Here is a 19329-nt window from a genome sequence, read left to right as displayed (position 1 = left end):
CACACCTCCAGATGTTGCGTCTCGTACGCCGGTCCGGTGCGTTGTGTGTTGCCCTGACCCCTATGTGGTTCTCTGAGCCCCGGCCGGGGCTCCTCGCACAACTTCGGCATCAGCACATCAAAAGACCTATCGCTGCGCACACAGTCATAACGACAGCGCCTCGGCAATTCCGGACGAGGTGGTGGCCGACGTCGTGGCCATCGCAAACTCCGGTCCGCATTCAGGCGTGTACTCTGAGTGACGAGTCGGTTCATTCCCGCAGCAAGGAGAAAGCTTCATGGCCGCTGACCTCTTGACCCGCAAGATCGCCCGGCACTTCGACCTGATCGACACCAACGGCGACGGCAGGATCAGCCAGGAGGACTTTGATCTGATCGTCGCCCGTATGGGGCAGGAGTTCGCCCAGGCTCCGGAATCGCCCAAGTACCGTGCCCTCAGCGATGCTTACCAGGCGCTGTGGGAGGGCATGCGGCAGGCCCTTGACGCCGACGGTGACGGTTCGGTCAGCCGCGAGGAGTATGTGGCCGGGCTGCGGTCCGATGCCGCGACCGGCGAAGGGTACCGGCGGCACATCCAGCCGGTGGCCAAGGCGATCATCGACCTGTGCGACACCAACGGTGACGGCAAACTGGATGGCGCGGAGCTGGCCAAGGCGCACGCCGGTCTGGGTATGGGCGACGCGGACCACGAAGCCGCCATGGCGCGAATCGACCTCGACGGTGATGGTTACGTCACCGAGGCCGAACTGGCCAAGGCTGTCGAGGAGTTCTTCCTGAGCGAGGACGCGAACGCCGGGGGCAACCACCTGTTCGGCAAGATCTGACCCAACGGGCTCGGCTGTGCTGCCATCCGCTCGAGGAGGCAGCACACCCGGGCCGCCTCAGTGCTTCACGGCCTGTCTGCCAGGAGGTCGCGGACCAGGCCGCGCTGCCACTTGCCACTGGTGGTGCGGGGCAACCAGCCGGGGCGCAGGGGGTGAACGTGCACCGCCGCCGTGCCCAGACGTTCGCAGATCGTTCGGTGTACGTGCCCGGCCACTCTGTCGGGGTCGCTGCCGGGGGCGATCTCCACCGCGACGGTGAGGCGCTCACTGGCGGTGTCCGCGTAGGCGACGCACCGCCCCCGGTGCACGCCGGGCAGTTCACGGGTGAGGCTTTCGGCGTCCTCGGGGAAGTGGTTCTGCCCGTTCACAATGATCATTTCCTTGCGGCGGCCGGTGACGAATAGGTCACCGTCGAGTTGGAGCCCGAGGTCGCCGGTGCGCAGCCAGGACCCGTCGAATGCTTCGGCGGTGGCGGCGGTGGCTCCGTAATAGCCGGTGGTGACCGCCGGTCCGGAGATTTGGATCTCACCCAACTGCCCCGGCCCGCATGTCGCGCCGGCAGTGTCCACCAGCCGCAGTCGCATTCCCAGCACCGGTCGGCCGACGCTGACCAGTGGTTTCGCCAGCGGGTGGTCCGAAGACACTTCGACAGCGAGCCCGTCGTCGGACAGGCGCCGGCGGTCCAGGTGGACGAGGCGCGGCGCGATGCCCGGGGTTGGGAAGGTGATGGCCAAGGTGGCCTCAGCCATGCCGTACACCGGGTACATCGTCGACGGGGCGACGCCCGCAGCCGCCATCCGCGTGCTGAAGGAGTCGACGGTGGCGGCCTGGACCGGCTCGGCGCCGTTGAAGGCGAGCCGCCACCGCGACAGGTCCAGCTCCGCCGTCAGCTCAGGTGTGGCCGCGGCTGCGAGCCGCTGGTACGAGAAGTCCGGCCCGGTCATCATGGTGGCGCCGGTCTCGGCGAGTAGCCGCAGGACCTTGCCGGGCCGCCGTACGAACTCCAGCGGCGGGATCACGTGCACGCTGCCGCCCGCGAAGAGGACGGCCAACGGGCCGAACAGGCCCATGTCGTGGAAGTGGGGCACCCAGGTCACCATCACGTCGTCACGGCCCATCTCCGCGGAGGTGGCGATTGCCCGCAGCCCGGCCAGTACGGTGGAGTGCGGGAGCATTACTCCTTTGGGGGCGGAGGTGCTGCCCGAGGTGAACTGGACCACCGCGAGATCCTCCGGTGAGACCCGCGGCAGTCGCCCTGAAGGGGAGGTGGCGGCGGAACTGTCCGCTGCCACCACGGTGAGGGCGGGACGCAGGCCCTGGAGAGCCCGTGCCGTGCCGACGCAGTCCGGGTGCACCACCAGGTGCCGCATGCCGGCGGTGTCGATTGCGGGAGCCAGCCGCTCGGCCTCGCGCTCGGGCGTACCGGCGGTGGTCGGGAACATGCTGGCCGCGGCACCGGCACGTACGATTCCCAGCAGCCCGACCAGGACCTGTGGGCCCGTCAGCGCCAACAGGCCGACGACCTCTCCGGGGCGCACCCCGGCTTCCACCAGGCGGTGCGCGAACTGCGCTGACGCGGTGTCGAGGTCGGCGGCGCCCAACCGCTCGCCGGTGCGCGGGTAGGCCACCGACACCTCGGGGCCGAGCGCGCGTACCGCGTCGCAGAGCGTGGAGCAGGCGAGCGTCCGCATGGTCATCCAGAGATCCGGTCGAGCCGGGCCAGGAGCGGCGCGGCGGGGGCAACGGTGGAGCCGTTGTGGGAGACATCGCCGATGTAGGGGCCTTCCGGCGCGCTGAGGCGGAAGGCCCGCACGATGCTCGAGACGATCAGCTTCGTTTCCAGCGTGCCGAGGTGGATCCCGACGCAGATCCGCCGGCCGGCGCCGAACGGCGTCAGTGCGAAGCGGCCGTGCCGCTCGCCCTCGGCGAACCGCTGCGGCTGGAACGCGTGCGGATCGTCGAACACTTCGGGGTCGCGCTGAGTGTCCGAGACCGAGTAGAAGACCTCGGTGCCGGCCGAGATTTTCGTGCCGCCGACGCCGAGGTCGGTCCGTGCCTTGCGGGGCAGCCACGCGAGCGGTGGGTGCAGACGGGCAGTCTCGCTGAAGACCGCGTCTAGCCGCGGCGCGGTCGCCGGGTCGCCCGGCTCCCCGCGTACCGCCTCCTGTTCGCGCGGATGGCGGGCCAACTGCCACAACAGCCGGGCGCTGAGGTAGCCCGTGGTCTCGTACCCCGCGAGGATCAGGATGGCGATGTTCTCACCGATTACATCGTCCGGCGGCGGATCGGGCAGCGCACGTAGCCGCCTCACCGGCCCGTCGATGTGCTCGAGACGGCAGACGGCGCCGCGCAGCAGCTCGCGCACCCGACGCCGCGCGCGGCCCACTCGCCGAGCGGCGTGATTGCCGCCGGGCGTACCGAGCTCCCCGGCGGGTGGCGTCCGCAACTCGCCGAAAAGGGTTTGGAGTTCATCGGCCTCATGCTCGTCCATCCCGGCGAACACGCGCGCCGCCACCTTGAAGGTCAGGGACTGGGTGAAGTTGTGCAGGTCTACCGGCGTGCCCACGGGCAGCGATCGCACGGCGCACACCAGTAGTTCCGTGATGGTCTCCTGATGAGCCGTCAGCGCGCTGCGGCGCAGCAGGGGCATGAGCGCCTGGCGGTAGGAGCGGTGCCGGTCGCCGTCAAGGTTGAGGACACCGCGGCCGAACCTCCCGCCGAATACGACGTCCCAGCCCTCCGCGTGGGACAGTTCGTCGTCCCCGGCACCGAAGAACCGCTCCGCCATCTCCGAGCCGGCGAGGTACACCCGCCTCCCGCCCATCGGGCACTGCCCGCCGTGACCGGCGTCTCCCTCGTCTTCCCGGGCCGGGGCGACGACCGCCGCTCCGGTGTTCACGGGCAGAAGTCCTCGGTGGTCGCCAGCTGCTCCACAAGGGCGTTCATAGTCGCGGGCGTCATGAAGATCCTCGGGTCCACCTCGTCCTCGATCCCGAACTCCTCCTCCAGCGCCACCAGCAGCTCCACCCGGGCCACCGAGTCCAGCCCCAGCTCGGCGCTGAGGTGCTCGTCGCCGGTGAACTGCAACTCAGCGAACTCGGGACGCAACTCCCGTACGGCGTCCACGAGCACGGCCCGGATCTCCGAGCTGCTCATCCGTCGATCGCTCAACTCGCGTTTCCCAACCGCTGATTGTCAAAGCCTCAGGAATGCTACTCTATGCAATGAGTTTTCAACGCATTGTAACCAAACGGGGTCTCATGGGAAGCTTGACGGGACGTACCGTGCTGGTCACGGGCGGCTCACGCGGAATTGGCCGGGCGATCGTGGAGCGGCTCACCACCGACGGGGCCCGGGTGGTCTTCGGCTACCACCGGGCCGAGGAGGCGGCCAAGGACGTCGCCGCCGCCACCGGGGCCCATCCGGTCCGCGCCGACCTCGCCGACTCTGCCGAGGTCGCCGACCTGTTCGCAGAGGCGGAACGTGCGACCGGCGCTCTCGACGTCCTGGTCGCCAACGCGGCGGTCTGGCTTCCCCACTCGCGCATCGAGGAGGCGAGTGAGGAGACGTACGACCGCGTGATGGCCGTCAACACGAAAGGCACTTTCCTCGCCCTCCAGCATGCCTCCACCCGTCTGCGTGACGGCGGCCGCGTCATCACCATGTCCTCCATCGGCGTACGCCGCCCCACGCCGGGGAACGCCGTATACGCCGCCAGCAAGGCCGCCGTCGAACAGTTCACCGCGGTAGCGGCCCAGGAGCTCGGGCCGCGCCGCATCACGGTGAACTGCGTGGCCCCCGGCGCCACCGACACCGAGATGCTGCGGCAATCCCTGCCTCCGCGACTCCTCGAACGCGCAGCCCGCAACACCGTGCTCGGCCGCCTCGGCACCGGCGATGACATCGCCGGCATCGTCGCATTCCTGGCCGGCCCGGACTCCGGCTGGATCACGGGCCAGACCATCTCCGCCACCGGGGGAATGCTGTAGAGGCCCGGCCCCGGGCTCGCCCGGCAGGGCCCCTACCGACCGGCCGGGAACGTCAGCGGCCCCCCGACCCTTCCCGTACGCTACGTCGTCGGCCGGCCGGACCTCACGCTGTCGGGGCGCAGCACCGCCAGTTCCCGCACAGTGAGGCGGTTGCTGCCTACCTGGCCTCCGCATGAAGCCGGCGGAACGGGATCAGGGGGCCCTGGGCAGTGTTTATCCAGAGCGCCTTCAACCTCTTCAGCGGCGCTCCGCACGATGACGCGGGCACCACCGAGAACTTCACTTGGACCCGAGCCGACGCCGTCGCGGCCGTCACCGCCGCCGCAGGCCTGCTCGCCCAGTTGGAAGACCTGCCGTAGCGCGCCAGCTGCTGCTCACTTCGCGGGGCGCCCGTGCAGACAGCAGGATGGTGCCATGACACCGGACGAGCAGCGCCACGCCAACCTTGCTCAGGTCGCGATCACCAGCTACCTCGGTCTGACGAGCGCCAGACGGAGTGGCGACAGGCCAGTGACCGCCTGGCCCGGTGGCTCAATGAGCAGCAACTGGACGAAGACACCATGCTCGAGGTGTCCGACACGTTTCTGCAAGCGATGGAGGACGGCTCCACGCTGGTTATGCACACCGGCGCAGGCGGAGACGTTGGCACGTACCTCACCCTCCGGCAGCGAGCCGCTGTGACACGTGAGTGGCTGCGAGACGAGGGCTACGGTGTCCCCGTCTACCCCAAGGAACCGGGACTGTAAGCAAGGCCGGAATCTCGACACCGGCGGCAGCGGCTGGACAGAAGTCCTGCCCAGCCCACTGCAGCACCTGCCCGTCAAGTCCATCGCATGCCGATGGCGGACAGCAGTTCCATCCGTTCTGGTGTCAGGGTGGCGGCTCGGCTGCGCTGATTCCCGATCCAGGCCCCCAGCTCGTGTTCCCCGTTCCTCCTGGTTGTCGCCGACGGTCCGTTCGACCCACTTCCTCGGGACCTGAGGGTGTCCCTCGCGCTTGTAGAACTGGCCGGTCCAGGCGCTACCGCGCGACCAGGCTCGACGCCTTCAAGCCCTCCGCTGGCGGGAGGGCTGCACCAACGCCTGGAAATTATGGGAGGAGATTAAGGGAACAGGGCTATCCCCGTGGCTACGCCGGCGTCCGCGACTACGTCAGCAAGAACCTTCGCGGCAAACCCCAGCCAATCGGCCCTCGTCCGCCGTCGGCCCGCGCCGTCACCTGCTGGATCCTCACCCACCCCGATGCCCTGCCCGAAGGCGACCGGATTCAGCTCAAGGCCGTCCTGGCCAACTGCCCCGAACTGACCACACTTGTCGACCACGTGCGGTCCTTCGCCCACATGGTCACCGAGCTGCAAGGCGACCGATTGCCGGAGTGGATCGTATCCGCCCGAACCACCACCGACCTGCCAAGCCTCAGCCGATTCGCCCATCACCTCGAACGCGACCTTGACGCGGTCATCGCCGGCCTGACCCTGCCATGGAGCTCAGGCGTCGTCGAAGGACACGTCAACAGGATCAAGATGCTCAAGCGGCAGATGTACGGTCGTGCGGGCTTCAAGCTCCTGCGCAAGCGGATACTGCTTGCCTCCTGACTTCTCTGTCAGTGGCCAATGCGACGATCTCCAGACGGCCAAGCGAGGAGAGAAATGGGCACCTGGGACATCGGCCCCTTCGATAACGACACCGCCGCCGATTTCGGAGGTGACCTGGACGAGGCAGCCCTGGAAGAACGCGAAGCCCTGATCCGTGGCGCGCTCAAACGCGCCGCTGGCCCTGCGGACTTCCTGGATACCTCCGACGGCGAGCGAGCAGTGGCCGCGGCCGCACTGATCGCTGCTCAGTGCCCTGATGGCGAACTGACATGTTCGAACTACGGCCCGTCAGAGCCGCTGCCAGAGTTGCCCACAGACCTGCGTGCGCTCGCCGTCGAGGCTCTGGACCAAGCGGCCTTCGAGCGGTCTGAACTCGCCGAACTTTGGGACGACGCTGCGAACGGCTCACAGTGGCGCCACGACATCACCCGCCTTCGCGACATTCTTGACCCTCCGGTCCCTCCACAAGAGCAAGCCCTCTTCGAGATCTAATCGGTGACCCACAGTCACGGACCACAGGAGTGGTCGTCGCGCTCGGAGTTCGGTCCGTACCGCTCGATGAGAAGCTGTGTCACACCCTCTATGCGCAGGCCACAGAGGCGTGAAGCACAGGCATGATGCGGTGCGGATGCTTGGTCGCGGTGACGGGAAAGGACGAGGACTCGTCGGTCACGTGCAGGCCTCTCCGATGAGAATTCCGGGCCCGCTCCAAGGCCATGGTCACTCAGGGAGACGCATCAGGGATGCATTCCGTTACGTCAACTCCCTCGCGGCCGCTGTTCGCGAACGGCGGCCGCATCGGGGGCGCCTTGCGTTGCGATCCGTAGAATCCCAACGCTCTGGCCCTCCAGCCTCAGGGCAAACCATCCGGCGGTGGCGACGAGGAACCGCCTCCACTCTGACGACCCTGCTACTGCCCGTTTGTTGCAGCCGCGGAGAGAACGACATCGACCAATCGGGCCGCCGCGTCAGGACGCCCGTGTTCACGGGCGCGGTCGGCGACCGCGGTGCGGTACTGGGGGTCGGCCAGCAGCGGTGCAACGGCGCCTTGGAAGGTCAGCGAGGTAACCCCGTCGAGCAGGGCGACCGCGGCCCCCGAATCGGCCAAGTGCCGTGCGTTGTGCACTTGTTCGTTGCCCGCGGACGTCGCGAGGGGGACGAAGACGGCCGCCTTGCCGAGCGCGGTCATCTCCGCAATGGTGCCGGCGCCGCTGCGGGAAACCACGACGTCGGCCAGGTCAAGGACGTCGGGCAGCTCGGGCCCGACGAACTCGGTCAGGTAGTGCCGCGCGGCGAGCTCGCTGGATAGGCCCGCGGTGCGTTGGCGCAGAGCGCCCAGGTGGTCGCGGCCGCACTGGTGGATGACGTTGGCCCGTTCCAGGAGCCAGGGGAGGGAGTCCACCACCACGTCGTTGATCTGCTGAGAGCCCTGAGCGCCGCCGGTGACGTACACGGTGGGCAGACGGCGGTCGAACGCCTGGAGTCCGAGCGTCTCGATGGCCTTGTCCGCCTGGCCGCTGAACACCTCAGGCCGTACAGGGTTGCCGGTCACCACCGCGGTGTGCCGGGCGGTCTCGGGCAGCAGGGCGAGGGTGGACTCGGAGGACACGGCGATGCGTGTGGCGGCCCCGGCGAGCTTGCGGTTGGCCAGGCCAAGGCGGACGGTCTGCTCGTGCAGAACCAGGGGGCGCCGGCACAGGCGGGCGGCGAGTCCGCCGGGCACGGCGACGTAGCCGCCGGTGGCCAGCACGACGTCGGGGTGGAAGTCGGCGACGAGTTTGCGGGCCTGGGCCACGCCGAGCGGGACCCGGGCCATGTCCCGCACGTTGGCGGGCGAGGCCAGTTTCAGGGGGTTCTTCGAGCGGCGGATCTTGCCGGTGGCGACCTCCGCGAACGCGATGCCCTCCTCGGGGGCCACGCGAGCCTCCAGGCCGTCCGCAGTTCCGATCCAGAGCACATCCAGCGGCGGCCTGCCCGCGGCTGTCAGACGATTCTGGAGCGTCCGGACTGCGGTGAGTCCGGGGTAGGTGTGACCGCCGGTCCCGCCGCCCGTCACGATGAGGCGGAAGGGACGGCTCGGGTCTGCGGGGAGGTGGGGGAGGCTCACGTCGTGGTTCACAAGAGGGGGTTCCTCATCTGTCGCGTTGAGAGATCCGTGCCAAACGATTCATCGGGGCGCAGGGAGCAGGGGCCCAGCCTTGGATCGCGCAGGGGGCGAGCCTCCCACACCGATGGGAGCCGCCCGTGCCACTCACGGGCGGGTCCTCCTTGGTGTGGTGATGGCCCGTTTCACGGGCCACCCGTGATCGATAACCCGTGCCTTCAGCGTCCCGTAGGGCACCGCACACCGCTTGTCGCGGCTCCAGTCGGCGAGTGTCTTGGCCTCTCCCCATGCCGGGTAGAGCTTGCCAAGGAGATGGGCGGGCCGCTCGGCCAGCGTGAGCAGGTCGGCACGCGGCGTGTGGTCGACCCGCCGTGTCACCTTCGTCCCGTCCTGCTTGTGGCCTTTAGTGATCAGGAATCCGGCATCGAACAACGGGCTGAGACCGGTGCGGACGGTCATGACGGACACCCCGAACTCCTCGGCGAGCAGCGCCAGGATCGGTATCCGGGTATCTGGCGGATACACCCGGTCAGCGAGTCTGCGGCGCATCTCTTTTTCGACGTACACGGCGAGCGGCATGTCCTCGTCCTGGCCGGGCACGGCCCACGTCTCGCCCTCGACGACGATGCGCGTGCCCAGCCGGGGGCGGGTTTCCACCAGGCCGTCATGGCGCAGTAGCTGCAGCGCGCCCGAGACCACCACGCAGTTGGCGCGGTGGCGGCTGACCAGCTCGGCATAGGTGATCACCCGGCCGGGCGCCAGCTCTCCGCTGCGGATCTCGCCCAGTAGTACCGCATAGAGCTGAAGGGCCGGAGCGCGGGCGCTCTTGGGGAGTCTTCGCAGGGTCTCCTGGGGCAGGTCATGGAGGTCGGTCATCGTCTGGTGAACTGTGCCTTTTCGTTGGGGAACAGGGCCGGGGAGTGCAGGGGGGGTGCTTCTCAGGCGGGGGGAGGATGCGCTGTTCGGGGCACGTAGCGGTCCGCGCCGTTTTCGAGGACGGTCAGACAGTGGTCGAAGGCGGCGCGGGGCCGGCCCCAGGGGTCGGGCACGTCCTTGCCGGGGAGGTAGAGGCGCACCTTGGAGCGTGTACGCGGGGTGGCGAGGTCGCAGAGTGCGGCCACGTTGGACAGGTCCATGGCCAGGACGAGATCGGCCCACTCCAAGAGCGCGGTGGTGACCTGGGCGGCCCGGTGGCCGGTGAGGTCGTAGCCGTGCGCGGCCGCGGCCTCGATCATCAGCGGGTGGGCGGGCTGGCCTGCCCACTTGTCCCGTATCCCCGCTGAACGGATCTCGAGTCCGGCGCCGCCGTGGTGGGTGAGGATGCACGCGGCCACGGGGGAGCGGCAGTAGTTTCCCAGGCAGACCGTCAGGATCCGCCGCGGGTGGTGTCCTTGGGCGCCGCCGGTCACCGGGCTGCCTTTGCTGTGGCCAGAGCCTGCTCCAGAAGACCGGCGATCTGCACGACGTCGCTGGTGGTCAGGCGCTGGTGGAAGGGCAGGGTCAGGATCTGGCGGGCGACCAGCTCGGTGACGGGCAGGGACCTGTGGTCCAGCGCCTCGAAGGCGGGCTGCAGATGGTTGGGCGGGTAGTGGACGCCCACCCCCACGCCCTTCTCCTTGAGGAGACCGAACACGCGCTTCCTGAACTGCTCGGGCAGGCGCACGACGCACATCGACGGGGTGGAGTGCTCCACGTCCACGTCCACCACGGCCACATCGTCGATGGTGCGCAGCGCGAGCTCGTAGGAGGTCCACAGCGCTTTGCGCTGGGCCATCGCCTGAGGGAAATGGGCGAGCTGGACGCGCCCGACCGCGGCGTTCAGATTCGACATCTGGGCCCGCAGACCGTGCCCGTCGACCATGTAGGTCGTGGCCGCCGCCCGCTGGTCGGCGGACTGAACGATGCCCAGGTTGCGCAGCGAGCGGGCGATGCGGCCTTCGCGGCGGTCCCGCGGGATGACCATGCCGCCCTGCCCGCAGGTCAGACTCTTGATCGGCCCGAAGCTGAAGCACGTGAGTTTCCCGGACGCTCCGACCCTCACCGTGCCCTCAAAGGAGCCGAAGGCATGCGCGGCGTCCTCGACGATGTCGATCCCCTTGTCGGTGAGGATGTCGTCCAGCGAGGTCAGATCGATGGCGCGGCCGCCGTACAGGACGGGGACGACCGCCCGGGTGCGGGAGGTAATGGCCTGAGCGACAGCCGCGGACTCTACGCACAGGGTGTTGGCGTTGACCTCGATGAAACGGGGGCGAGCATCACAGGCCACGATCGCCTGAACGGTCGCGCAGAACGTCAGCGAGGGGACGATGACCTCGTCCCCCGAGCCGACTCCGGCGGCGCGCAGGGCGATCTGCAGGGCAACGGTGCCCGAGCTGACCGCGACAGCGTCGGGCACGCCGAGGAACTTCGCGATCTCCCTCTCGAACTGGGTGGTGACCACGCCATGGGCGTAGTAGCCGCCGCGCAGCACCTCGGCGACGGCGATCTCCTCCTCCCCGTACAGGTAGGGCCGGGCGCACTGTCCCGCGGCAGCCGATACCGCTCTACGCGGTGGGGTGGTCGTCATGCTGTTCTCCTCCTGAGGAGCGGTGAGCGCGCGGGGCATAGCGGTCGGCCGGCAGCGTGGAGACGTCCCCCACGGCCAGCGTGTCCGAGGATTTCGTGAGGTACAGGCCGGGCCGGTAGCGCAACCGGGAGTGGTCGACGGGCTCGCCGAAGAGGCCGTTAAGGGCCTGCTGGACCAAGTCGGCGCCGGCCGCCTGGGAGAGCAGGAAGGCGCCTGCGAAGCGCATGTTCATCTCGGTCAGTACGACCCGATTCGATGTGGGCTCGTCGCAGACGAAGCCCTGCACGCAGCACGGCCCGGCCGCGCCGACGGCGGCCAGCGCCGCGGTGACCACCTGGCTGACCTGCTCGTCGGCGAAGGTGCTGGACACCACGGCCAGACCGCCCTTGACGAGCAGGCGCCAGCGCAGGACCAGCGAGGCGCGGCCGACGCGGTCAACGAGGCAGTCCGCGGTGAACTCGCGGCCCTCGACCTTGGCCTGGATGATCGGGTCCGGCACCAGGCCGAACAGCGCATGCACCTCGGCCCGGGTCCAGCAGAAGTGCACGTTCTTGGCGCCCTGGCCGCGCCGGGGCTTGACCACCCACTCGCGGCCGTCGTCGGTCAGCGTGCCGTCGGTCTGGCCGGGGAGCATCGTGTGAGGGGTGGGCACAGCGTGCTGGGTGAGGATGTCGTGGAAGACGGCCTTGTCGATCGCCGCGGTGATCGCGGCCGGCCCGGGAAGCCAGGTTCGCACCCCGAGGGCGTGCAACTGGCCGGCGAGGCCGCCCAGCATCGGCAGCTCCGCCTCAACGGTGGACATGAGAGCATCGGGGCGCAACTCACGGCAGAGCAGCATCAGTTCGTCCGCGGCCTGGGGGTGGCCCGCGACGGGGACGACACGCGGGGTGACACCCGCCAGGAGGAGGCCGGGCGCCAGCGGGTCGGCGTCGGCGGCGATGACGTCACAGCCCAACTCCAGCAGCTGGCGGGCGAGATCGAGGCCGGGGGCGCCGCCCACGCCCGTGACGAGGATGCGGCGAGGCCGCCGCGCGGCACGGTTCACCGCGGGACTCGCTCCTCGCGGGCGGCTACCTGGATCTGCGCCATCGGCGCGCCGGGGTTGCGGCGCAGGGGCGCCCACCGGTCGGGGTGGCGCTGGTACCAGTCCGCGGTCACGGCCAGGCCCTCGTCGAGGTCCCGCCCGGGCTGGTACCCCAGGGTGCTGGCGGCTTTCGACCAGTCCATGGCGTAGCGCAGGTCGTTCGCTTTGCGGTCGGGGATGTAGGTCACCAGGTCCCAGCTCGCGCCGTACAGGCGCAGGATCCGCTCGGTGAGCTCTTTGTTCGTCAGGTCCGTGCCGCCGCCGAGGTTGTAGATCTCGCCCGGGACGCCGTCACGCAGGACGAGTTCAAGGCCGACGCAGTTGTCCTCGACGTGCAGCCAGTTGCGTACGTGCTCGCCCCGGCCGTGCAGGGTGACGGGCAGGCCTTTGACGAGAGCCGTCAGGAATAGGGGGATGATCTTCTCGGGATGCTGGCCGGGCCCGTACTGATTGGAGCTGCGGGTCACGCATACCGGCACCCCATCAGTGGTGTACGCGGAGAGCGCCACCAGGTCGCTGGCGGCCTTCGAGACCGCGTAGGGCATGGAGGGGTTCAGCGGGTCCCGTTCACGCGCGGCGCCCTTCAGCAGTGGGCCATAGACCTCGTCGGTGGAGACGTGCACGAACTTCTCCACGGCTGTGCGTTTGGCGGCTTCGAGGAGGATGTGGGTGCCCACTACGTTCGACATCAGGAACGTGCCGCCCTCCAGGAAGCTGCGGTCCACGTGCGACTCCGCCGCGAAGTGCACCACTGCCGTGTGGCACGCCATGAGGTCGGTGACCAGAGCCTCGTCGAGGATGTTGCCCTGGACGAATTCGAGCTTGGGCGAGAGGAAGGCCTCGCCCAGATTCGCGATGTTCCCGGCGTAGGTGAGCGCGTCCAGGACCGTCACCCGAGCGACATCGTCGGCCCGCAGAATCCGTTTCACGAAGTGGGAGCCGATGAATCCGGCGCCGCCGGTCACGAGCACATTTTCCATGTCCTGACCTCGATCCGGGTGGTAGGGAGAGGTGGAGAGGGATGGGTGGGTCCTGGGTGCCGCGCCCGCGCCTGAAAGCGCGGCACCCAGGAGGGCCCCTACAGGGGGGAGGGACCCCCTCCGTGTGCTCGCTCCCGCTGGCCGGCGACGAGCACACGGTGTACCGGTGAGGTGAGGCGCCCATTCCTCACCCGACCGGGGGTAGTGCACCGGTTCCGGCCGGGCCCGAGGACATCCCGGTGGGAACCGGTGGCTTCATGCCCGGCCACCGATGAAGGGGCGGGGAGGTCGGCCAGGTCGATCACGGTGAAGGCCCGGAGGGCCCGCACGAGCTGGGAGGCCAGGAACCACCGCAGGGCGGGGTTTCCGCGAGGGACGGGAACGTTCACGCGGCTGTTCCGGGCAGGCCGACGGGGCGGTGCGGGGCGACGATCGAGTTGTCCGGCAGCAACTCGCCTGTGTCGTGGAAGAGATAGACGCCGTTGCACAACCGTGCCCATCCCGCGACGTCATCGCGTGCTACGGGCTGAGCGGCCTCGCGATCCGGCTGGTCAGCCGTGGGGCAGGGAGGCTCGTGCTGGCACATGTGCGTCGCGCTTCCTTTCGGTTGTGGGGCGAGAAGGGGCCCTCTCCGGCAGGGCACACGGGGAGCGGTGACCGTCCGCCGAAGAGGGCGTTTAGGAGGTTGCGGGGCTCTGGGCCAAGCCTGAGATTGCGCGGTCGGTGTAGCCGTAGAAGAGGCCCATCGTGGTCACGTCGCTCTGTCCCCAGAGCGTCGGTGATCGCTCGCCCCACTCCACGACGTAGGAATCGTCGGAAGGCGAGTACCGCAGGCGGAGTTGCGGGTAGCCGTCCCTGCCGCGGAGGACCTCGACGACCTTCAAGCCGAAGCAGGAACAGGTCACGGAGTAGCTTCCCCCGCTGCGTGAGCCGCCCACGCGGACGGCCAGGAAAGGCATCCGCAGGGTGCGCAGAGCGAGGCTGGCATCCACGATCCAGGCATCCGCGAGGCGGTCCATGTAGAGGTCGTAGTCGTACGCCTCCCTCGGGGGCATGACCATGACGGTCACCGGTGGATGTCTCGCGGCGAAAGGGTCGTGCATCACTCGGCTCCCTTGATGTAGCTCGCCCCGATCAGCTCCTCGACCAAGTCGGAAGTCACGAAGGCGAGGCGCCGCGCGAGGCCGATGGCTTGCTGGTGTTCGGCCGGTACGCGTTCCTCTCGAATGGAGCGCCCGCGCTCGATGAGCCGAGCCAAGCCCGTGGTGGGCAGGTACTTCGCGTCAGCGACGGCGATGTCGCTGAGCCTCGCCAGGTGAATACGAAGACGCTCGATCAGCGCTGTAGTGTCGGTCACGGGCGGAGGCTGGTTACCGATCGCGGTGTCGAGGTCGTCGAAGATCAGTTCGAGGTCGAGAGGCTGCCAGGCAGTGAGGCACCTCAAGAAGGTCCGCAGATCGTCCGAACTGTGGGAAGACACCCACTTCGGAATGTCGTGAAGGGCGCGTTCTTGTGCGGCCACGGTAGTGCTCACCGGCCGCTCTCCGCGCACAGACTCAGCTCGGCCCACGTGACCTTGCCCCACGGGCGATCCTCATAGCCCCACCTCGAGCTCAGGAGCGCAACCAGTTGTAGGCCCCGGCCGCATTCGGCGCCGCCACTGGCGTCTACGACGTGAGGGGGCACGTGCGAGGCGTCGGCGACCTCGATGCGCGCCTGGCAGGTGCCATCGCGCTGGATAACAACCGTGGTGAGGTCCGTCGAGGTGTGGTCGACCACGTTCGTCAGCAGCTCCGACACGATGACCTCCCCGGCCAGGGTTTCCTTCATGCCCCAGGCGTCCAGGACGCCGGAGACGAAAGCGCGGGCTCGCTGCACAGCCTCGGGCAGGCACGGCAACTGAGCGGCGTAGCCGGGTGCACCGTTCACATTCGTTTTTGCCGCGGTCGTGGTCACGAGGTCATTCCCTCCGGCGTGGGGTGCCTGGCCAGTCCTGACGGGACAGGCAGGACCGGCCTTTCCATGCCGCCGTGTCGAGTACGTCTCGGCGGCTGATAGTCAGTCAACGAGCCCCGAGCGGAGGGCGACAGGAAGAGTTCCGGTTTCGTGCACGCCCCGGAACCGGAAGACTTTACGTTCGCATTGCCGACGGTCTGGGCGGTGGAGTAATGGCGGTACTACGTTCGGTGCATGGGAGCGAATGCCGTTCTTCAGGGCCGCATGGATCAACTCGGAGTCACGCAAGAGGAGTTGGCTGCCCGGCTCAATGCCGCCCTGCATGAGATCACCGGCCGGCCCGGGGAGATCTCCTCGCGGACGGTTCGCAATCTCCTCAACGGGGCAAGTCGGCGGCCAATTGGCCGTACTTGCGCTGCACTTGAGCGTGTGTTCGGCTGCCCGGTGGCGGACTTAGGGTTCAGCGCACCCAACTCCATGCAACACCCACCGGAGGGCCCCGTGCGGCGTCGCGACTTCATCGTTTCCACTACCGGCACGGCAGCCGCTGCTGTTCCGGTCGTTAAGCAGCGCCGGGCGGTAGGCATGACCGATGTGGCCCGCGCCTCTGCCGGAATGAACCAGCTCGTGGAGGCCGACGACCGGCAGGGCGGGCACATGTCCTTGGCGACGGAGGCTCTCAGGGCCCGTAGAAAGGTGCTGGAACTCCAACAACGCAACGCCAGCGAGCGTGTGCGCCGCGCCCTGTACGCGATCGCTGCCGAGTTCACCACGATCGCCGCCTGGTCATGCATCGACCTGCGGGATCTGGACGCGGCTCAGATGTACCTGCACGAGTCGACGACGTTCGCCGGCCTGTCTCAGGACCCGCCCACGGGAATGCGCGTGTGGATCAATGTTGCGATGCTTGCCTACCAGCGGAAGAATTGGCCGGAGCAGCTCGCAGCAGCACAGGCGGCCAGCGCTTCCCCGGCCGCCCGCAGGGACCCATTCTTCGGCTCCATGGGCCGTGTCCGACTTGCGCTGGCCTACTCGTCGCTGGGGGATCCGCGGGCCGCGCAGAAGGCCCTGGGTGCGGCACAGGAATCCCTCGGGAAGGCGGCCGAGAGCGAGCGCCCTCGGTGGACCGCGTTCTACGGCCCGGCCGAGCTACATCACCTCGCGGCGATCATCCTCAACCGCAATGGTCAGTTCGCCGAGGCCGAGGCGATGGCGCACCGCGCCCTGGCCAAGATCCCGGCGGAGTTCCAACGCAACCGTGCACTGGCCACGTGTCAGCTCGCTCTCACCCAGCTTCGACAGGGAGAGCCGGAACAGGCCACGGCGACCGCAGCCACCGTCTTCCCGATCATGAACGGCGCCCCAATGCCTGGACGTCTGCGCACCCTGGTCGGAGACTTCCACCGAGACCTGTTCCGGATGGCGCCCTCCACGACGTACGCCCGCGACTGGGCAGACCGCATGCGAGATGAATGGAGTCGAGCGTGACCAAGGTGACTGACCTGCGGCATTACGCACAGGGAAGCCTCCCGGAGGGCTTCAAGCAGATGCTGATCGAAGTGCACGCTGACGCCTACGCCGACGCGATGGACGACGAGTTCAACCAGCGGTTCCCCTGGTTCGTCGATCACTGGTCAGCAATGGACGGCTTCACCTGCGTCGTCGCATTCGACGGAGACGAGCCGAGCGGCTTCGCGTACGGCGCACCGCTTCAGCCGGGTCGCGAATGGTGGCGCTCCACCGCATTCGAGCCGAACAACGGCTACACGGCAACCTACGCCGTCTCCGAGGTAATGGTGCGCCCGCAGTGGCGGAAGCAGGGCATCTCCGATCGGTTGCACGAAGCTCTGCTGCAGGAGCGCAACGAGGATCTCGCGGTGCTCCTTGTCGACGTGACACACCCGAAGGTCCAGGATCTGTACGAGACTTGGGGCTACGAAAAGGCTGGTGAGCAGCAGCCGTTCGCTGACTCCCCAGTGTATGCGGTCATGGTGAAGAGGCTGAACCCCTGAAGGGCGATGCCCCGGTCGGCTCAGTCCGGCTGATGAGTCGTACAGGGGTCGCTGTCTGGCCGTCAGGCCTGGTGCGAGGGCGATAGATTGGGCCACGTGGACAAGTTGGACAACTGACCGTGATGCGCCTGGAGGTCGACATGGAAACGCCGCACTCCGGCCCCGAAGCGGGCAGGCCGCGTCCCGACTATCCGCCGAAGACGACACCGCCACCCCCGCCGCAGACCTGGCTTGACCACTCCCTGTCGATCCCGCAGCGCGACGGTCGTGGCGGCCGTCCGGTGATGAAGAGCCGGCCAGGCACCAACTGGTCGCTGGAGGCGCAGCCCTGGACCGTGGGCAAGGCGTTCATCGAGGTGAGCGGGCGACTCACGAAGTGGGGCTTCAAGGCGCCCGCCACGCTAGAGGACTTAGTCCGTCACCTCGTGACCACGGTGGTGGCCGACGGCGGCCGCCACATCAGCATCCACCTGGCCGAGCAGGACGAGCAGGCGATCATCCTCGCCTTCAGCCACCAACCGCACCCACCCGAACTCGACCGCGAGGTCCTGCTGCGGCTGCAGGAACTGGGCTCGGTGAGCTGCGGAACGGAGACGACCAAGGAGGGCCGACAGATCTGGGCTCTCCTCGACCTGGCCTCCTAGGGGAGGACTGTCCGATATCGCGGGCAACCAGATTGATCTTCGAGGGTTTGGTGCTGGCTGGGGGCGCGGAGCCGTCGCGTCATCGGCACTTCGTCGAAGAGGAGGACGAGCATGGGCGACATCGATCGCGAGTGGATCCCCGCCCTGCAGCGTGGACGGAGGGTACACGCGGCTGCTCCAGCTCCTCGAACACAAGGCATGGCAACGGCGGTTCGCGACACGCATGCATCAGCTGATCGCCCGGCCTGCACGGGCGCCCACGCCGCCGCTTGGCGTCGGGGACCATCCCCACGGGTGCGGGGAGCACGACGAGCCGTCCTTCACCAAGAAGTCGGCCGCGGGACCATCCCTGCGGGCGCGGGGAGCACCCGCGCGGGGACGGGATGGCCACGCTCGACCTGGGACCATCCCCGCGGGCGCGGGGAGCACGAGGCAACGGAGGCAGTTGAGACCGCCGGCCAGGGACCATCCCCGCGGGCGCGGGGAGCACCAACACTGTCCCGGTTGCGCTGACGGAGTGGCGGGACCATCCCCGCGGGCACGGGGAGCACGGCCGCGCGGGCCGCAGTCCACCGATGGCCTTGGGACCATCCCCGCGGGCGCGGGGAGCACAAGGTCTACGACCTGCTCATCCCGCACAGCTGGGGACCATCCCCGCGGGCGCGGGGAGCACTCGGTGCCCGATCCACCGCCCGAGAACGTGTAGGGACCATCCCCGCGGGCGCGGGGAGCACATCCTGTCCCGAAGATCGCCCTGTTCGAGCTCGGGACCATCCCCGCGGGCGCGGGGAGCACAACCGGTCGCTGACCGCGTCGAATCCGGGTGTGGGACCATCCCCGCGGGCGCGGGGAGCACGTGGTCGTGACGTGGATGGTGTAGCCGGTGTTGGGACCATCCCCGCGGGCGCGGGGAGCACTTCCTCGTAAAGCAGACTCAAGGCTTCGGCACGGGACCATCCCCGCGGGCGCGGGGAGCACCAACACACGACCCAAGCCGGATCGTCACCGAAGGGACCATCCCCGCGGGCGCGGGGAGCACACGGAACGCCAGGGATGCCACCAGCCGGGGTGGGGACCATCCCCGCGGGCGCGGGGAGCACCCCAGCGATCCGGTAGTCACCGCGTACGTGTCGGGACCATCCCCGCGGGCGCGGGGAGCACAGCGGCTCCGACGCAGGCACGGGTGTTGACGCGGGACCATCCCCGCGGGCGCGGGGAGCACCTGGTAGGACGTCACATCGGCTCCTGGTCGGGGGGACCATCCCCGCGGGCGCGGGGAGCACGTCACCGTGCCGATCTCCGCCGAGCAGAAAGCAGGACCATCCCCGCGGGCGCGGGGAGCACTGGTCGGCGCGGATCTGCTCGACGGCCTGCTCGGGACCATCCCCGCGGGCGCGGGGAGCACAACCGACCGGCGAGCGCGGGCGGCACGGTGCCGGGACCATCCCCGCGGGCGCGGGGAGCACGGTGGCCAAGGCCGTGCACCACCCTCTGTTTAGGGACCATCCCCGCGGGCGCGGGGAGCACACCGCCACCGGATCGCCCCAGGAGGCCGAGGCGGGACCATCCCCGCGGGC

The 19329-nt window shown here is 68.8% G+C and carries 22 protein-coding genes and 1 CRISPR repeat array (1 of these 23 cut by a window edge); of the genes, 8 read left to right on the top strand and 14 right to left on the bottom strand.

From position 1 onward, the window contains the following. The first annotated feature begins 277 nt into the window (after positions 1-277). Positions 278-823, top strand: a complete 546-nt coding sequence (locus ACFVYL_RS21275) for an EF-hand domain-containing protein (protein WP_389718345.1) — start codon at positions 278-280, stop codon at positions 821-823. A 65-nt stretch (positions 824-888) separates the two neighbouring features. Here ACFVYL_RS21275 and ACFVYL_RS21270 read toward each other — a convergent pair whose 3' ends face one another. The 3 genes from ACFVYL_RS21270 to ACFVYL_RS21260 all read right to left on the bottom strand — a co-directional run bounded on the left by ACFVYL_RS21270 (position 889) and on the right by ACFVYL_RS21260 (position 3979). After that, a complete protein-coding gene (locus ACFVYL_RS21270) occupies positions 889-2520 on the bottom strand; it encodes an AMP-binding protein (protein ID WP_389718343.1) in 1632 nt (543 codons plus the stop codon). Continuing rightward, positions 2517-3632, bottom strand: coding sequence for a cytochrome P450 (locus ACFVYL_RS21265; protein ID WP_389718342.1), 1116 nt, complete (start codon positions 3630-3632; stop codon positions 2517-2519). Before ACFVYL_RS21265 ends, ACFVYL_RS21270 begins: the two co-directional genes overlap by 4 nt. Positions 3633-3718: 86 nt before the next feature. After that, entirely contained in the window at positions 3719-3979 is a 261-nt protein-coding gene (locus ACFVYL_RS21260) for an acyl carrier protein (RefSeq protein ID WP_389718339.1), read from the bottom strand. 104 nt (positions 3980-4083) lie between these two features. Between ACFVYL_RS21260 and ACFVYL_RS21255 the strand changes: the two genes are divergently transcribed. Both ACFVYL_RS21255 and ACFVYL_RS21250 read left to right on the top strand, forming a co-directional pair. Continuing rightward, positions 4084-4812: an SDR family oxidoreductase gene (locus tag ACFVYL_RS21255; RefSeq protein WP_389718336.1), complete on the top strand. Its 729-nt coding sequence runs from the start codon at positions 4084-4086 to the stop codon at positions 4810-4812. A 209-nt stretch (positions 4813-5021) separates the two neighbouring features. Then, the gene (locus tag ACFVYL_RS21250; RefSeq protein WP_389718335.1) at positions 5022-5171 is read left to right on the top strand and encodes a hypothetical protein; all 150 of its coding nucleotides are present in this window, start codon (positions 5022-5024) and stop codon (positions 5169-5171) included. A 461-nt stretch (positions 5172-5632) separates the two neighbouring features. On the opposite strand, the gene ACFVYL_RS21245 is transcribed toward ACFVYL_RS21250, so the two are convergent. Then, positions 5633-5716 (bottom strand): hypothetical protein, encoded by an 84-nt coding sequence (locus ACFVYL_RS21245; RefSeq protein WP_389718636.1) that lies wholly within the window; start codon positions 5714-5716, stop codon positions 5633-5635. Between the two features lie 15 nt (positions 5717-5731). Here ACFVYL_RS21245 and ACFVYL_RS21240 point away from each other — a divergent pair, with 15 nt between their 5' ends. Next, positions 5732-6406 carry a transposase gene (locus tag ACFVYL_RS21240; protein ID WP_389718332.1) on the top strand — a complete coding sequence of 225 codons (675 nt, stop codon included), beginning with the start codon at positions 5732-5734 and terminating at the stop codon, positions 6404-6406. Positions 6407-6460: 54 nt separating this feature from the next. Next, the gene (locus ACFVYL_RS21235; protein ID WP_389718329.1) at positions 6461-6898 is read left to right on the top strand and encodes a DUF4259 domain-containing protein; all 438 of its coding nucleotides are present in this window, start codon (positions 6461-6463) and stop codon (positions 6896-6898) included. A gap of 418 nt (positions 6899-7316) precedes the next feature. Here ACFVYL_RS21235 and ACFVYL_RS21230 read toward each other — a convergent pair whose 3' ends face one another. The 10 genes from ACFVYL_RS21230 to ACFVYL_RS21185 all read right to left on the bottom strand — a co-directional run bounded on the left by ACFVYL_RS21230 (position 7317) and on the right by ACFVYL_RS21185 (position 15096). Continuing rightward, entirely contained in the window at positions 7317-8525 is a 1209-nt protein-coding gene (locus ACFVYL_RS21230; protein ID WP_389718328.1) for a glycosyltransferase, read from the bottom strand. 132 nt (positions 8526-8657) lie between these two features. Further along, entirely contained in the window at positions 8658-9386 is a 729-nt protein-coding gene (locus ACFVYL_RS21225) for a GntR family transcriptional regulator (RefSeq protein WP_389718326.1), read from the bottom strand. A 62-nt stretch (positions 9387-9448) separates the two neighbouring features. After that, complete coding sequence (locus ACFVYL_RS21220) at positions 9449-9919, bottom strand: low molecular weight protein-tyrosine-phosphatase (protein WP_389718323.1); 471 nt, start codon at positions 9917-9919, stop codon at positions 9449-9451. Continuing rightward, positions 9916-11076 (bottom strand): DegT/DnrJ/EryC1/StrS family aminotransferase, encoded by a 1161-nt coding sequence (locus ACFVYL_RS21215; protein ID WP_389718321.1) that lies wholly within the window; start codon positions 11074-11076, stop codon positions 9916-9918. Before ACFVYL_RS21215 ends, ACFVYL_RS21220 begins: the two co-directional genes overlap by 4 nt. Continuing rightward, on the bottom strand, positions 11054-12121 hold the full coding sequence (locus ACFVYL_RS21210; protein ID WP_389718319.1) for an ATP-grasp domain-containing protein: 1068 nt from the start codon (positions 12119-12121) through the stop codon (positions 11054-11056). The genes ACFVYL_RS21215 and ACFVYL_RS21210 overlap by 23 nt, the downstream gene beginning before the upstream one ends. After that, a complete protein-coding gene (locus ACFVYL_RS21205) occupies positions 12118-13140 on the bottom strand; it encodes a dTDP-glucose 4,6-dehydratase (protein ID WP_389718316.1) in 1023 nt (340 codons plus the stop codon). Before ACFVYL_RS21205 ends, ACFVYL_RS21210 begins: the two co-directional genes overlap by 4 nt. Positions 13141-13525: 385 nt before the next feature. After that, on the bottom strand, positions 13526-13726 hold the full coding sequence (locus tag ACFVYL_RS21200; RefSeq protein ID WP_389718314.1) for a DUF5999 family protein: 201 nt from the start codon (positions 13724-13726) through the stop codon (positions 13526-13528). Positions 13727-13817: 91 nt separating this feature from the next. After that, entirely contained in the window at positions 13818-14243 is a 426-nt protein-coding gene (locus ACFVYL_RS21195; protein WP_389718313.1) for a DUF6302 family protein, read from the bottom strand. Beyond that, positions 14243-14674, bottom strand: coding sequence for a DUF6415 family natural product biosynthesis protein (locus tag ACFVYL_RS21190; RefSeq protein WP_389718312.1), 432 nt, complete (start codon positions 14672-14674; stop codon positions 14243-14245). Before ACFVYL_RS21190 ends, ACFVYL_RS21195 begins: the two co-directional genes overlap by 1 nt. Further along, a complete protein-coding gene (locus tag ACFVYL_RS21185; protein WP_389718310.1) occupies positions 14671-15096 on the bottom strand; it encodes an ATP-binding protein in 426 nt (141 codons plus the stop codon). The genes ACFVYL_RS21190 and ACFVYL_RS21185 overlap by 4 nt, the downstream gene beginning before the upstream one ends. Positions 15097-15330: 234 nt before the next feature. Between ACFVYL_RS21185 and ACFVYL_RS21180 the strand changes: the two genes are divergently transcribed. The 3 genes from ACFVYL_RS21180 (at position 15331) to ACFVYL_RS21170 (ending at position 17752) form a co-directional block, all read left to right on the top strand. Next, on the top strand, positions 15331-16584 hold the full coding sequence (locus tag ACFVYL_RS21180; RefSeq protein WP_384251231.1) for an XRE family transcriptional regulator: 1254 nt from the start codon (positions 15331-15333) through the stop codon (positions 16582-16584). Further along, positions 16581-17108 carry a GNAT family N-acetyltransferase gene (locus tag ACFVYL_RS21175; RefSeq protein ID WP_384251233.1) on the top strand — a complete coding sequence of 176 codons (528 nt, stop codon included), beginning with the start codon at positions 16581-16583 and terminating at the stop codon, positions 17106-17108. Before ACFVYL_RS21180 ends, ACFVYL_RS21175 begins: the two co-directional genes overlap by 4 nt. A gap of 140 nt (positions 17109-17248) precedes the next feature. Beyond that, entirely contained in the window at positions 17249-17752 is a 504-nt protein-coding gene (locus tag ACFVYL_RS21170) for a hypothetical protein (protein WP_389718307.1), read from the top strand. 278 nt (positions 17753-18030) lie between these two features. Continuing rightward, positions 18031-19329: direct repeats of the CRISPR family, unit length 29 nt; unit sequence GGGACCATCCCCGCGGGCGCGGGGAGCAC (it continues 560 nt past the right edge of the window).

Source organism: Streptomyces sp. NPDC058308, from assembly GCF_042880275.1.
In the GTDB taxonomy this organism is placed as follows: Bacteria; Actinomycetota; Actinomycetes; order Streptomycetales; family Streptomycetaceae; genus Streptomyces.
This window is presented reverse-complemented; position numbering and strand designations above follow the sequence as displayed.